Annotated in this window: 11 protein-coding genes; 6 read left to right on the top strand and 5 right to left on the bottom strand. The window is 63.0% G+C overall.

Annotated features, from left to right (window positions below):
• Positions 1 to 2: 2 nt before the first annotated feature.
• The gene (locus PDM29_RS18365; RefSeq protein ID WP_311193831.1) at positions 3 to 683 is read right to left on the bottom strand and encodes a DUF3348 family protein; all 681 of its coding nucleotides are present in this window, start codon (positions 681 to 683) and stop codon (positions 3 to 5) included.
• Positions 684 to 1,358: 675 nt separating this feature from the next.
• Here PDM29_RS18365 and PDM29_RS18360 point away from each other — a divergent pair.
• The 4 genes from PDM29_RS18360 to PDM29_RS18345 all read left to right on the top strand — a co-directional run bounded on the left by PDM29_RS18360 (position 1,359) and on the right by PDM29_RS18345 (position 6,287).
• Positions 1,359 to 1,772, top strand: coding sequence for a host attachment family protein (locus PDM29_RS18360; protein ID WP_311191480.1), 414 nt, complete (start codon positions 1,359 to 1,361; stop codon positions 1,770 to 1,772).
• 3 nt (positions 1,773 to 1,775) lie between these two features.
• Positions 1,776 to 2,117 (top strand): thioredoxin family protein, encoded by a 342-nt coding sequence (locus tag PDM29_RS18355; RefSeq protein WP_311191479.1) that lies wholly within the window; start codon positions 1,776 to 1,778, stop codon positions 2,115 to 2,117.
• A gap of 257 nt (positions 2,118 to 2,374) precedes the next feature.
• Positions 2,375 to 3,862 carry a glycine betaine/L-proline transporter ProP gene (gene proP / locus PDM29_RS18350; protein WP_311191478.1) on the top strand — a complete coding sequence of 496 codons (1,488 nt, stop codon included), beginning with the start codon at positions 2,375 to 2,377 and terminating at the stop codon, positions 3,860 to 3,862.
• 133 nt (positions 3,863 to 3,995) lie between these two features.
• Complete coding sequence (locus PDM29_RS18345; RefSeq protein ID WP_311191477.1) at positions 3,996 to 6,287, top strand: GH92 family glycosyl hydrolase; 2,292 nt, start codon at positions 3,996 to 3,998, stop codon at positions 6,285 to 6,287.
• Between the two features lie 191 nt (positions 6,288 to 6,478).
• Here PDM29_RS18345 and PDM29_RS18340 read toward each other — a convergent pair whose 3' ends face one another.
• Positions 6,479 to 7,702, bottom strand: coding sequence for an MFS transporter (locus PDM29_RS18340; protein WP_311191476.1), 1,224 nt, complete (start codon positions 7,700 to 7,702; stop codon positions 6,479 to 6,481).
• 159 nt (positions 7,703 to 7,861) lie between these two features.
• On the opposite strand from PDM29_RS18340, the gene PDM29_RS18335 reads away from it, so the two are divergent.
• On the top strand, positions 7,862 to 8,281 hold the full coding sequence (locus PDM29_RS18335) for a DUF2231 domain-containing protein (RefSeq protein WP_311191475.1): 420 nt from the start codon (positions 7,862 to 7,864) through the stop codon (positions 8,279 to 8,281).
• A complete protein-coding gene (locus PDM29_RS18330) occupies positions 8,278 to 9,624 on the top strand; it encodes a PQQ-dependent sugar dehydrogenase (protein ID WP_311191474.1) in 1,347 nt (448 codons plus the stop codon). The genes PDM29_RS18335 and PDM29_RS18330 overlap by 4 nt, the downstream gene beginning before the upstream one ends.
• Positions 9,625 to 10,139: 515 nt before the next feature.
• Here PDM29_RS18330 and PDM29_RS18325 read toward each other — a convergent pair.
• The 3 genes from PDM29_RS18325 to PDM29_RS18315 form a co-directional block, all read right to left on the bottom strand.
• Positions 10,140 to 10,499, bottom strand: a complete 360-nt coding sequence (locus PDM29_RS18325; protein ID WP_311191473.1) for a hypothetical protein — start codon at positions 10,497 to 10,499, stop codon at positions 10,140 to 10,142.
• Between the two features lie 151 nt (positions 10,500 to 10,650).
• Positions 10,651 to 11,079 carry a hypothetical protein gene (locus PDM29_RS18320; RefSeq protein ID WP_311191472.1) on the bottom strand — a complete coding sequence of 143 codons (429 nt, stop codon included), beginning with the start codon at positions 11,077 to 11,079 and terminating at the stop codon, positions 10,651 to 10,653.
• 8 nt (positions 11,080 to 11,087) lie between these two features.
• On the bottom strand, positions 11,088 to 14,165 hold the full coding sequence (locus tag PDM29_RS18315; RefSeq protein WP_311191471.1) for an RHS repeat-associated core domain-containing protein: 3,078 nt from the start codon (positions 14,163 to 14,165) through the stop codon (positions 11,088 to 11,090).
• Positions 14,166 to 14,169: the final 4 nt, after the last annotated feature.

Below are 14,169 nucleotides of genomic sequence, written 5' to 3'. Positions count from 1 at the left end.
ATTCAGTGGGCGCGCAGGGCTGCAAGCAGGCCGTCGATGGGGTGGAAACGGACATCCAGTTCGGCCAGGAGCACGTTCTGCATGTCGGTCCTGAACAACTGCAGCCAGGCGGGATCGGCACCGTCGTCGGTGTCATCGGCGCTGGCGGCGTCGCGCAGGCGTTCAAAGTGGGTGCCGAGCAGGGCGGGCACGGCGGCGAGCAGGCTGTGCTCGCGGGGGCTGAGGGCCTGTTCCATGACGGCATCGACCTCGGCGAGGCGGGCGCGGTCGTCGGGCAGGGCGCTGAGCCGGTCACGCAGCAGGCCACGCAGGCGGCCGCTGGCACTGAGCATGGCGCGCTGGTGGTTCAGGCAGCGGGTCCGCCAGGCCATGGTCTCGCGTGGTTCGGGTTTGCCGGGCACGGGGGGCTTCTGGATGGCCTGGCCCAGGCTGTCACGCACCCGCTGGCATTCGGCAAGCAGGGGTTCAACCGGGCCGGGTTCAGCTTCAGCGGCAGCCGGCAGGCGGCCGTCCAAGGCACGCGACAGGGCCACGGCACGGGTCCAGTCGATCCACTGGCTGAGCCGATCGGCCAGATCAGGGCTGGTACGCGGGGCATTGCGGTCGGCCAGCGCCGCCAGCAATCGGATGAAGGGCGGGCCGGGGACAGGCGGTTGAGGCTTCTTCGCCATGGTTCCGGTCAAAACCGTGAATTTTACACTGGAATGACGATTTAACGGGTTCAGCGCTTCGTTCATGCTTGTCGCGAAGAGCAGCGTCTCGATTCATACGTGCTGGGGCGGCCATCGGGCAGCCCCGCTCCGGGACACGCCGCAAGTACGTCCATGTAGGCTACTCCACGGCATCCATGCCGTGGAGTGTCCCTCCGGGGGCTACCCGACGGCCGCCCCGACAGATCGCGCGACGCGGCCGCTAGCGTCGGTCGACAGACGACGACCGTGAAACGTCCAACACCCGGTAACGCATGACAATGGATCGGGGCTGCCGTTGATTTTGACGTTCGTTGGCCACCGACACTCTGTCGATGGTGGCTCGGGGTGGGCTGGAGGGGGCGTGAGCCGCATGGATGCGGCGATCGAGCTTACATGGACGTACTTGCAGCGTCCCCCGGAACGCCCGCCCCGAGCCGCCAGACCAGGGATGCCGTGAACCGAGGGCTGTTCGCCCGAATCCAACAGCAGCCACGCATGGCGTGGCTCTACGGATTGTATGCAATCAGGCGAGCGCGGTGCATGTAATCGCAGCGCCGCAGCGCCGTGCCGCATACAACCTGCACACATCCGTATGCACGGTGCTTACATCGCCTCACCTAACCTGCAGGCGCAACATTCGATACGCTCACGAAACAGGAGACCCCCATGCAGAAGATTCCCGAAGGTACCCTCATCGTTGTGGCTGATGGCGGTTCGGCACGTGTATTCACCAATGTGGGTGACGGCCGTACGCTGCAGCTGCGCCAGGATGATCAGCTGCAGGTGCAGGATGTGAGCGAACAAGGGGTGTCCGGGCAGGGGCCGTCGGGTGCCGTGCCGAAAGACATGAGCATCTCCCAGCTCAATGAAGCGACATTTGCAAAGCAGCTGGCGGAGCAGTTGAACTCCGAAGCGCTCAACAACCGCTACTCGCATCTGATTCTGGTGGCTGACCCGCAGACGCTGGGGCGCATTCGTCCGCAGCTGCACAAAGAGGTGGAATCGCGGCTGCTGTTCGATCTGGCCAAGGATTACACCAACGCGCCACTGGAAGACATCCAGCGCGCACTGGCTGCGTAAGTCATGGGTTACGTGAGCCGCTTTGAAAACGGTGAACCTGAGCCGCTGCGCAGTGCGGTCGATGCGCTGCGCGGCTGGCATGTCATTGAATTCGGCACTGACTGGTGCGGGCACTGCCAGGGCGCGCAACCCTCGGTGAAAGCGTGGGTGGAGCAGCATGCCGTCACCCACCACAAAGTCGAAGACGGCAAAGGGCGGCCACTGGGCCGCTCGTTTACGGTGAAGCTGTGGCCCACGCTGATTCTGCTGTGCGATGGCGAAGAACGGGCGCGCGTGGTGAGGCCGCATTCTCTTGATGATTTCGCTGCATTTGATGCCGTGATGACAAAATCTTCCGTGGCATGAATGCGGATGCTTAATGCAACACTGTGATCCGGGAGGGTCTCAGTGTTGCATCTGTTGTATCATGTGTCGTTTGACCATTGACCCGGGCCGTTGCCCGTCACGGTCGCCCTTCCTGCAGCGCCGCTGTGTCCACGCGGCCGTCCGGGACCGTCTGTTGAACCCCTCCTGCGCATTTCGCCGCACTTCATGAGGTGGTGGCTTTCCGTGCCGTGCGCGGAACCTCGGACGCGTGGTGGCCACGCTCCGAGGAGAAACAGATGCAGGATCTGCATGCGGCACATGCCCATTTCGGCTGGTTCAAACGCCGCCGACAACTGAAAGTGGACGAGGTCACCGTGGTGGATCGCCCAATGCTGAAGCGCGCAGTCGGTGCCGCAGCATTGGGCAATGCCATGGAATGGTTCGATTTCGGTGTGTATGGCTATCTCGCGGTCACCCTGGGCCACGTGTTCTTCCCCTCCAGCAATCCCACCGCGCAGCTGATCGCCACCTTCGCAACGTTCACCGTTGCCTTCCTGGTGCGTCCGCTCGGCGGCATGGTGTTCGGCCCGCTCGGCGATCGCTATGGCCGACAGAAAGTGCTGGCCTTCACCATGATCCTGATGGCCCTGGGCACTTTCAGCATCGGCCTGATTCCGTCGTACGAACGCATTGGCCTGTGGGCACCCGCGCTGTTGTTGCTGGCGCGCCTGGTGCAAGGCTTCTCCACCGGAGGTGAGTACGGCGGTGCCGCGACCTTCATTGCCGAGTACTCCACCGACCGCAATCGTGGCCTGATGGGCAGCTGGCTGGAGTTCGGCACGCTCGGCGGCTACATCGCCGGTGCCGCTACGGTTACCGCGCTGCACATGGCGCTGAGCAGCGAGCAGATGCTCGACTGGGGCTGGCGCGTGCCGTTCCTGGTGGCCGGTCCGCTGGGTCTGCTCGGTCTTTACATGCGCATGAAACTGGAGGAAACCCCGGCGTTCAAGGCCTACGCGGAAGAGGCAGACAAGCGTGACCATGAACGCCCGGGCCTGGGCGAACTGCTGCGCGTGCACTGGCCGCAGCTGCTGAAGTGCGTGGGTCTGGTGCTGGTGTTCAACGTCACCGACTACATGCTGCTGACCTATATGCCCAGCTATCTCAGCGTCACCATGGGCTATGCCGAAAGCAAGGGCCTGCTGCTGATCATCCTGGTGATGCTGGTGATGATGCCGCTCAATATTGTGGGTGGCCTGTTCAGTGATCGCCTCGGCCGTCGGCCGATGATCATCGGGGCCTGCATTGCGCTGTTCGCGCTGGCGGTGCCGTGCCTGCTGCTGGTCGGCAGCGAGCATGACGGGCTCATCTTCCTCGGCCTGATGCTGCTGGGCATCGCGCTGGTGTGCTTCACCAGTTCCATGCCGTCCACCCTGCCGGCGCTGTTCTACACGCCGGTGCGCTACAGCGCGCTCTCGATTGCGTTCAACATTTCCGTGTCGCTGTTCGGTGGCACCACGCCGCTGGTGACCGCGTGGCTGGTGGAGCGTACCGGCGATCCGCTGGTGCCGGCGTACTATCTGATGGGTGCAGCGGTGATTGGCTTGATCACCATGCTGTTCGTCAACGAAACCGCGAACCTGCCGCTGCGCGGCTCGCCGCCGGCGGTGGGCAGTGAGGAAGAGGCGCACGAGTTGCTGAAGGGCGATGAGCCGGTCACGGTGGATGCGTCGCGCCCGATGCTGCCGCCGCAGTTGCTGCCGGAGGAACCCCGTCCGGCGTGATTGGACGGGCCCCACGCACCGCAACATGCACCCCGCGCGGACCAATGCTACGATCGGATTTCCTTGAATCGATCTAAATCACGCCATGGCTAAAGCGGGGGCGGTACGGTGGGTGGGGCTGGCGGTAGCAGCGATGCTGGCAGGAACGGCAGGCGCGGCTCCGGCCACGGTCGGGGAACGCGCCTATGCGGCGGTGGACCCCTTCATCGGCACGGGCGGGGAAGGGCACACCTACCCCGGTGCGACGGTGCCGTTCGGCATGGTCCAGCTCAGCCCGGACACCCGCATCCAGCCGCGCGAGAAGGCCTATGACTGGGCCGCCGGCTATCGCTACGACGACAGCAGCATTGTCGGTTTCTCGCACACCCACTTCTCCGGCAGCGGCCATTCCGACCTGGGCGACGTGCTGGTCATGCCGTACACCGGCACCCCGGGGCTGGAGCGCGGCGACCCGGACAATCCGCGCAGTGGCTATGCCTCGCGCTTCCACCATGACCGCGAAGTGGCCGAGCCCGGCTACTACGCGGTCACCCTGGATGACTACAAGGTGCGCGCCGAGCTGACCGCCAGCCCGCGCACCGGTGTGCACCGCTACACCTACCCGAAGGGCGAGGATGCCAAGGTGCTGCTGGACCTGCGCACCAGCCTGTACGACTACCCGGGCAAGATCCTGTGGTCACGCGTGCGCATCCGCGAGGACGGCACCGTGACCGGTTTCCGCGAAACCCGCGGCTGGGCTCCGGGTCGTCAACTGTATTTCGCGATGCGCTTCTCGCGCCCCCTGCAGGCGCATGAGCTGCACAACACCGAAACCGACATCGCCTACAAGGGCTTCCCGCCGCCGGGCCACAACAACCCGTCGCAGCGGCCGCAGATCGAGGGCCGCCAGCTGGTCGGCACCTTCGACTTCGGCAAGCTGGATGCGCCGCTGGTGGTCAGCGTGGCGATCTCGTCGGTCAGCGAGGCGGGTGCCATCGCCAACCTCGACGCCGAAGCCAAAGACCAGAACTTCGACCGCGTGCGCGCGCAGGCCCGCAGCCAGTGGCAGCAGGCGCTGTCGGTGCTGGATGCGCAGGGTCCGGAACACGACCGCCGCAGCCTGTACACCGCGCTGTACCACAGCCTGCTCGGCCCGACGCTGTTCATGGATGCCGACGGCCAGTACCGCGGCTCGGACAATGCCGTGCACCGTGCCGAGGGCTACACGAATTACTCCACGTTCTCGCTGTGGGATACCTACCGCGCACTGCATCCGCTGCTGACCCTGGTGCAGCCGGAACAGCGCAGCAGCGATTTCATCAACTCGCTGCTGGCGCATCAGCAGCACAGCGCCTACGGCATGCTGCCGGTGTGGTCGTTCCACGGCCAGGAAACCTGGTGCATGATCGGCTACCACGCGGTGCCGGTGATCGCCGATGCCTACGTGAAGGGCATCCGCGGTTTCGACGCGAACAAGGCGCTGGATGCCATGGTCGCCACCGCCAACTACGGTCCGTATGACGGCATCGCGCAGTACCGCGAACTGGGCTGGGTGCCGATTGACGAAGAAGGCGAGGCGGCCAGCAAGACCCTGGAGTACGCCTACGACGACTGGACCATCGCGCGCATGGCGCAGGCGATGGGTCGCACCGATGTCGCCGCCACCTTCGACAAGCGCGCCGGCAACTGGCGCAACGCGTTCGATCCGGACACCGGCTTCATGCGCGCACGCAAGCGTGACGGCAGCTTCCGCACCCCGTTCGATCCCAGTGCCAGCGGTTACGGCACTGACTACACCGAAGGCAATGCCTGGCAGTACTCGTGGTATGTGCCGCATGACGTGGCTGGCCTGACCGCCTCGCACGGCGGCGCGGACAAGTTGTTGGCGCGGCTGGACGAAGTCTTCGAGGCCAAGGTGGATCCGTCCATCTTCGAGCACATGGAAGACATCACCGGCCTGATCGGCTGGTATGCGCACGGCAACGAGCCCAGCCACCACGTGGCCTACCTGTATGCCTACAGCGGCCAGCCGTGGCGGACCCAGGCGCGGTTGAAGCAGATCATGGATTCGCAGTACGCCGACCGTCCGGATGGCCTGGCCGGCAATGACGACCTGGGCCAGATGTCGGCGTGGTACGTGTTCACCGCGCTGGGCTTCTACCCGGTGGCACCGGGCAGCGCCGAGTACATCATCGGTCGTCCGTTCCTGCCCAAGGCCTCGCTCAACCTGCCCAACGGCAAGACCTTTACCGTGACTGCCGACGGCGTGGGCAAGGGGCATGACTATGTCGGCTCGGTCACGCTCAACGGCAAGCCGCTGAACCGCACCTTCCTGCGCCATTCGGAGATTCTGGCCGGCGGCGAGCTGCACTTTGCCCTGCAGGCCGAGCCGAACAAGGCATGGCCGGGTCAGGGCGCGGAACAGCCGTATTCGATGTCGAAGTAGCCCGACGATCGGTGCGGGCACGAAAGTGTCCCGCACCCCGCAGACACGCATGGCGTGTCCCTACATGCGTCATCGTTCGACCCCAACATCATTCGACCAACGTAGCGTAGTGACACGCCATGCGTGTCAACGCCATGCCGAACGAAGACGCGCGCACGCCATGCGTGTCCACGCCATATCGAACCGTTCGACTACCGCATCGCGGTCTTCGGCAACAACGCCGTCGCCAACCCCAGCAGCGGCAGGAACGAGGTGAAGTGGTACACCCACACGATGCCATGGGCGTCGGCCAGCTGACCCAGCCCGGCCGCGCCCATGCCACCAATGCCGAACATCAGGCCAAACATCAGCCCTGACACCAACCCGACACGGCCCGGCACGGCCTCCTGCGCATACACCACCAGCGCGGCAAAGGCGGACGACATCACCAGCCCGATCGCCACCGCCAGCACCGCGGTCCAGAACAGATTGGCGTAGGGCAGGGCAAGCGCGAACGGGGCCACGCCCAGGAACGAGATCCAGATCACCGCCTTGCGGCCAATGCGGTCGCCGACCGGGCCGCCCATGAAGGTGCCCAGCGCCACCGAGGCCAGGAAGATGAAGAGATAGATCTGGCTCTGCTGCACGCTGAGCTGGAAGCGCTCGATCAGATAGAACGTGAAGTAATTGGTGATCGAGGCGATGTAGACGAACTTGGCGAACATCAGCACCGCAATCACGCCGATGGCCTGGATCACTTTGTTGCGGCTCAGGCCCACGCCCTGCGAACGCGATAGACTGTTCAACGTCGCAGTACGGTGGTGTGCAGACCAGCGTCCAAGCCGGAACAGAACAGCGATCCCCACCGAGGCAATCAGCAGGAACCAGCCGATGGCGCGCTGCCCGTGCGGGATCACCACAGCGGCCGCCAGCAGCGGGCCAATCGCCGAACCGGTGTTGCCTCCGACCTGGAAGGTGGACTGCGCGGTGCCGAAACGCCCGCCGGAGGCCATCCGCGCCACGCGCGAGGCTTCGGGATGGAAGGTGGCCGAGCCGATCCCGATCACCGCGGCCGACACCAGCAGCATTTCGTAACTGCCCGCCATCGCCATCATCGCGATGCCGACGAAGGTCGCGACCATGCCGGCCGGCAACAGATAGGGCAGCGGATGCTTGTCGGTGTACATGCCGATCCACGGCTGCAGCAGCGAGGCGGTGATCTGATAGACCAGCCCGAGCAGGCCGATCTGGCCGAAGCTCAGCGCGAACTCGGCTTTGAACAGCGGATACACCGCCGGCAGCACCGCCTGGATCATGTCGTTGAGCAGGTGCGCGACGGCGGCTGCACCGACAATGCGGATGGCGAAGCCGGAAGCGGCGGGCGGGGTCGTTTCGGGCAGCTTCGCGGCGGCCGGGGGCGTGGATTCGGTGGACATGACAGCACTTCGTGGTAACCCGCACATGGTGCCACGCGGCACACGCCAAGGCTTTGCACAATCAAACCTAAGGTCAATCCCACCGTCACGCCGGCTCTGGCAGGATGAACGGGCTCCCCCCCGCTGCTTCCAGCGCTCTGTCCACTGCAGGAGACCTCCATGGCTTCAACTGTCGTCGTGACCCGCCCCTGGGTCATCCATCCACTACACGCGGCCTTCCTTGGCGGGGTGTTCCCGTTCTATCTGGCCACGCTGCTGGCCGATTACGCGTACTGGACCACCTACCAGATCCAGTGGGCCAACTTTGCGGCCTGGCTGCTGGTCGGTGCGATGGTGCTGACCACCCTGGCCCTGCTGAGCGGGGTGGTCGGCCTGGTTCGAGGCAGCCGCCGCTTCGCCTACGTCATCGTGCTGGCCATCACCTGGGTGCTGGGTTTCGTCAACTCGCTGCACCACGCCCGCGACGCCTGGGCGGTGATGCCTGGTGGACTGGTGATGTCGGTCATTCTGGCCCTGTTGGCGCTGGTCGCCACGGTGCTTGGCCTGTGCTGCCTACGCAACGCAGGAGGTGTGCGATGAGCCGCGCCTTCAGGATCATCAGCCTGTCCGCGTTGAGCGTGGCTCTGGCCGCGTGCAGCGGGCAGAAGGCCCCGGACATGGCCCAATACGGCAACGCGCCGGAGCTGCCGAAGCCGCACCGCGGCGTGATGCCGGACATGACCATCGCCCAGCCCACGGCCTGGGGCGACCAGGTGCCGACCGTGCCGAAGGGCTATTCCGTTCGTGCCATCGCCACTGATCTGGCCATTCCGCGCCAAACCCTGGTGCTGCCCAACGGCGACATTCTGATCGCCGAGGGACGCGGCGGCAGCGCCAAGCCGCTCAAGCCCAAGGATGTGATTGCCAGCAAGATCAAGGCCAAGGGCAACACCCAGGTCAAGAGCGGCAATCGTCTGACGCTGCTGCGTGACGCCGATGGCGATGGCGTGTACGAACTGAAGACCGTGTTCGCCGACAAGCTCAATGCGCCTTATGGGCTGGCGATGATCGGCAATGCCATCTACGTGGCCAACCAGGATGCCCTGGTGCGCTTCGACTACACCGAGGGCGACACCAAGGCCAGCGCCGCGCCTGTGAAGGTCACGGACCTGCCGTCGGCGATCAACCATCACTGGACCAAATCGCTGGCCGCCAGTGCGGATGGCAGTCATCTGTACGTGGGCATCGGCTCAAACAGCAATGTCAGCGAACGCGGCATGGACGTGGAAGTGGACCGGGCTGTGGTGTGGGAGATCGATGCGCAGACCGGCGCGCACCGTACTTATGCCAGCGGCATCCGCAACCCGACCGCACTGGCCGTGCAGCCAGGCACCGGCACGCTTTACGCGGTGGTCAACGAACGTGATGAGATCGGCCCGAACCTGGTGCCCGATTACCTGACCTCGGTGAAGGAGGGCGGCTTCTACGGCTGGCCGTACAGTTACTGGGGCAAGCACGTGGATACCCGGGTGATGCCGCAGAAGCCGGAGCTGGTCGCCACCGCGCTGACACCGGATTACGCGCTGGGCTCGCACGTGGCCGCGCTGGGCGTGAGCTTCTCTTCGCCGGTGATGGGCAGTGCGTTTGCCGATGGCGTGTTCGTCGGTGAGCACGGCAGTTGGAACCGCAATCCGCCGGTGGGCTACAAGGTGGTGTTCGTGCCCTTCAGCAACGGCAAGCCGAGCGGTGAGCCGGTGGACTTCGCGACCGGCTTCCGCGGTGAAGATGGCAAGACCCGTGGGCGTCCGGTGGGTGTGACGGTTGATCCCAAGGGCGCGTTGATCGTGGCAGATGATCTGGCCAATACGGTGTGGCGGATCACGCCGGATGCGGTGCCGCAGGCGGTGCCGGTTGCGGAAACGCCGGTACCGACGGGGGGCTGACACAGCCCGGAAAGGCCCCGGCACTTGCCGGGGCCTGGCAGACGCCCGAAATGCTCGGCGCGTGATCGGGGCTGACTGACACGGAATGCTTGGGACGTACTGGGGGCTGACTGACACGGGAATGCGTAGAGCCGGGCTTGCCCGGCTGTCTGTCAGATCACGCGAAAGCTTCAGCCGGGCAAGCCCGGCTCTACGCCACATGCCGAGAGCACCTGGGCGAGCCCGGCGTTACGCGGGCATAGGTTCCTTCGCGGCTGCGGTCGCCAGTCGTTCCGTGCCGGGTACGGTGCCAACCAAACCCACACCCTCCAGCAGAAACGGCGAGGGCAGATTGGATCCGGGGTACTTGCGACGGAACCCATACACTGCGCCAGCGAGCCCGATCATCAGGCCGGGAGTAAACGCCGCACGGGTCAGCCAGCCGCCAACGTCGAGCACTTCGCTGATCCGCAGTTAGGGATACTCTGAACGAATATGAGGAAAGTTTCTCTGCGTGAACTCGCGCAAATGGACGGTCAATTATCACACCCGGCTTTGGTGACTATGCTAAACACTCCGTTGATCATCCTGTTGCCCGCAATGCCATTGGCTTCCTCTTTCACGACACCAATGCTGCACACTTCTCCGACCTGAGGAATGTCCTGTGTTTCGCTGAAGTATGGAATGAGAACCTCAACAGAGCGACCATCCACTCGTGCCGTCAAGGCTATCCATGTCTTCACGACGCCGGTGAACGGAGGGGTGGCGGACCGGGTGATAATGACTGCATCGACGAGCGTCGACTCCAGAGCGTTACTTACTGCATCGGCCTTCGTTGGGCTCGTGCCGGCGCAGGCAGACAGCATCAAGACTGTCACTGTAAAAAATCGCTTCATGAGCATGCTCTGCGTTAGTCCGGAGTGCCTTTCAGTGGGTGGATGACCGCCGGTAGCGCTCCTTCCAGAAGTAGCACCGCGCAGCGAAAGACTATCGAAAGGTTCAGGTGTATAGAACGAATGCGCTCGTGTCGCTGGTCATGTATCTAGCTCAATAGCCATCGAGGTTGGGAATGTGCTTGGAGAAAACAGATTTCATTTCTGCTGGTTCCAGGCCAACGTCTCTTCCCAGAAGTACCAGGAACTCAGCCATGTGGTCGGACATGCCTGTATTGGAGTTCAAGGAACACCAAATGAGCCTGTCTAGATCAGACAGCTTTCCCGCGGCATCAAGCCTCTTCGAATAAATGCTAAGCCAGTGAATGCGTGCATCAGTACTTCCTTCCATCCAGAACTGCTGGGCTGCATGGCATGCATTTCGCTGATCTTCGTCTAGCTGGTCGCTAAGTAGTTCGCAGAACTCAAGCGCTGTTAGAGCGGCGGCTCGTACGTCCTGATCTAAAGCACCATCCTCGAGTGCGGCGTCTAGCTGCCTGCGCAGCTCTTCGAGACCAATTGAAGAGGGTGATTCTTGGTTCATCGGGAAACCTATGGCTTGAGGGGTGGGGACACTGTGACAACGCCCAACTTATCAGCTACGGCTTGGCAGGTGGCACAAGGGGTCATCAACTTGTTCTTGCCTCCGCCACTCACGCGCACAGTCGCCAATCTAGAGCCCTTGAGTTTAGCGCCAGCATTTGCGGCGTTACTCATTGCATTTATCTCAGCGCAGCAACCATGGACAGCGCTTCTCTCACTTTGGGCCAGCTGTTCGGCCGCGTCTGAAACCGTCCTGTTTGTGGCAATTCCGGGGCCGCCTGCTTTTGTGCTTGCACCAGTGAAAACTTCGCCGGCCTCAGTCACAAGTCCGGCCACTGCGCCCCCTTCTGCCTTTGCATTCCTTGCTGCTTGAGCCGCATTGCGTGCTGCGCTTACGGCTGCAATCTCTTGAGCCACCGCGCGACTGGAGTTCATGATCGCGCTTCCTTGGCCCAGCGTGACGACGGCCATTCCCGCCTCAGCAATTGCCGTCGCCCCAAGAGCGATGGCCATTGGATAGTCGCCCTGCTCGGCAGCGGTAACCCCGTTATCCCAGGTGACTTGACCCGGTATTATCAGGCGCATCAAGTACGGCGACTCGGCACGTCCGTCCGGATCTACGAACGTGTAGGGGCTGTTGTTTCCATACTTGAATCTATTGAAGTTGCGGCCACTGCCGAGGTCTACCGATTCTGGATCTGCGCTTAGAAACCTCGCCAGATTAGGATCGTAGTACCGTTGCTGCATGTACGACAGATCGATGTCCGCGTCCATTTTGTGGCCGGCGTAGCCGATGCCGTCTACAACTCGATTGATGGGCTTTCCGTACGGCTCGTAGTGGGTGCGCTGCAGCAGCTGTCCAGATGGTCCGGAGCTTGCTGTTGGGCTGCCCTGTGGGTCCGTGTGTTGGTACACCACCGCAGTTCCAACCGTGCTTCCCTGAAGCTGGACGATGGCGCTGCCGGAGAGGTAGATCGTCTCCGTGAAAGACCCGCCAAGCTCGTCAATCTCGCTGAGTAGTTGCCCTGCGGTGCTGTAAAACGATTCCTCCTTTGCACCGTTGGAATCAGTGGACAGCACGCGTAGCCCTGCGGCGTTGTATCGGTAGCTTGCACTTCCAACTACTGCCCTGAGACGGTTTCCGTAATCGAAAGAGTATTCCCGGCCATTCTTGGTGTGAAGGTTTCCTTGAAGATCGTAGGAAAGGCCAGCAGTCGTTGCCCCATACTCGTTCCGGACATTGGTTAGCCTGTTCTTCGCGTCGAACCAGTACTGGTCAGCCTTCACTCCGCCAAGAGACCAACTACGAATGTTGTCGAGCGCATCATAAGAAAATCGATGCCAGCCATCACCACCAAACATCGCACTTCCGGCTGCAATTAGCCGATTTCGATCATCGTACTGCATCTGCCTGCCATAGGTCGCACCCAACTGCAGGTCTGCGATGGCGATCACGTTTCCATTGGCATCAAGCGTAGTCTCGAAGCCAATGATGTTGCTGTCTACACTCCGCCACGGCAGTCGCCTCGCGTTTTGCGTCGTGGTGTGAACCACCCCGTTTCCATACGTGAACTGCTTGATCCCACCGTTAGGGTAGTAGCTCACGCCAGATGCATAGTCGCCAGCCCGGGTCGCCTGACCCATGGCATTCGGGGCGTAGTCAATGTAGCGGCCGCTGGGGTAGGTCTGGCCGGCAAGATGGCCGTTCGGGCTGTAGCCGTAGCCAATGCTACGGGTAGTGGCCCCCGTCTGGGCAAGCGATTCTCCCGACAGCAGCCTGAGCTTGTTGTACTGGTAGCTGCTCGTCGCGGTTGTGGTCCCACTATCGTTGTAGGCCGTAGTCTGCTGCACGAGCCCGTCGGGGGTATATTGATAGTCCACATCCCCGTTGCGGTCAGGGAAGCGCAGCGTTGCAATGCGGTTGCGCGCATCATAGGTCCGACGTACCGCGCGGCCGCTGGCTTCGGCCGCCGCCAGGTCGCAGCTGGTGGTGCTGGGCAGATCGAGACCGGCAGCACTCCACGCGAGATTGCCTGCTGCGTCATAGCCCATCACCGTCGAGCCTGTCTCGGGCTCAATGGACTTGCAGAGACGTTGATGCGAGTCGTAGACGTAGCGTCGCGTCAGAGTTGTGCCGGGTATCGTGGACACGCTGATGCTGACTGGCGCTGAGGTGGTGGACGTCCCGCGCGTGTCTATCGCAGTGGCGGTGACCGTATGCGTTCCTGGGGCAAGCGTCGTCAGCCGGGTGGAGTAGGGCGGTGACGTGAGGCTAGCAACGGTGGTCCCGTCAACCTTGAGGTCCACACGTCCGACACCATCGTCGCTGTCAGCGGCGGAGGCGCTGATGGGCACGCTTGCACCCGCCGGGAACATGGCACCGGCTGTCGGTGTCGCAATGCTGATTGTCGGTGCCTGATTGACCGTGGCGATACCACGCGCTTCCGTCGTGGCAAATGTGGCTGCGCCATTGCGCAGATGGAAGCGCTGACCGGCCGGGGTGACGGAAGCGGTGATTGCGCCGGACTGGCCCTGGCCCACGAGTTGCATGTTGCTGTTGTCCAACGCGGACATGAAGACCTGGGCGGCAGGCGCGTTCGACGTCCAGTTGATGGTGACGGGGCAGCTCGACTGGCCCCAGGGAATGGTGCAGGACGAGGCCGAGGCGGTGATTCCGCCATAGCCCGCAAGAACAGTAACGGTCAGTCTTGGAATCGGGAGGATCGATTTGTAGCGTTCATTCCCGCGGGCATCGCGGTACATGGCACGACCTTCCAGCGAGTATTGATACACGCCGGACGGAAGCCCTGATTCGTGATAAATGCGCGACGGCATTACCTGGTCGAAGTCGATGCGATCCCCGTTTCGGGTCAACCAGTAGAACTCCACCTGCTCGAATGTGTTGCCTGTGGATCCATCGTTGGCGACGAGCATGAGATCGAAGCCGGACGGGCTTGTGAACGTCGTCCCGCCGGGTGCAGTCAGCTCCAACGACGCCTGGGCCATGACGTCGCTGACAGCCAGCATCAGCGAAGCCAAGAGCAAGGCTTTGGCAAAGAGTCTTTCGCCCCACGAGCGCTGCAACACCTGC

Source organism: Stenotrophomonas oahuensis, from assembly GCF_031834595.1.
Lineage (GTDB): Bacteria > Pseudomonadota > Gammaproteobacteria > Xanthomonadales > Xanthomonadaceae > Stenotrophomonas > Stenotrophomonas oahuensis.
This window is presented reverse-complemented; position numbering and strand designations above follow the sequence as displayed.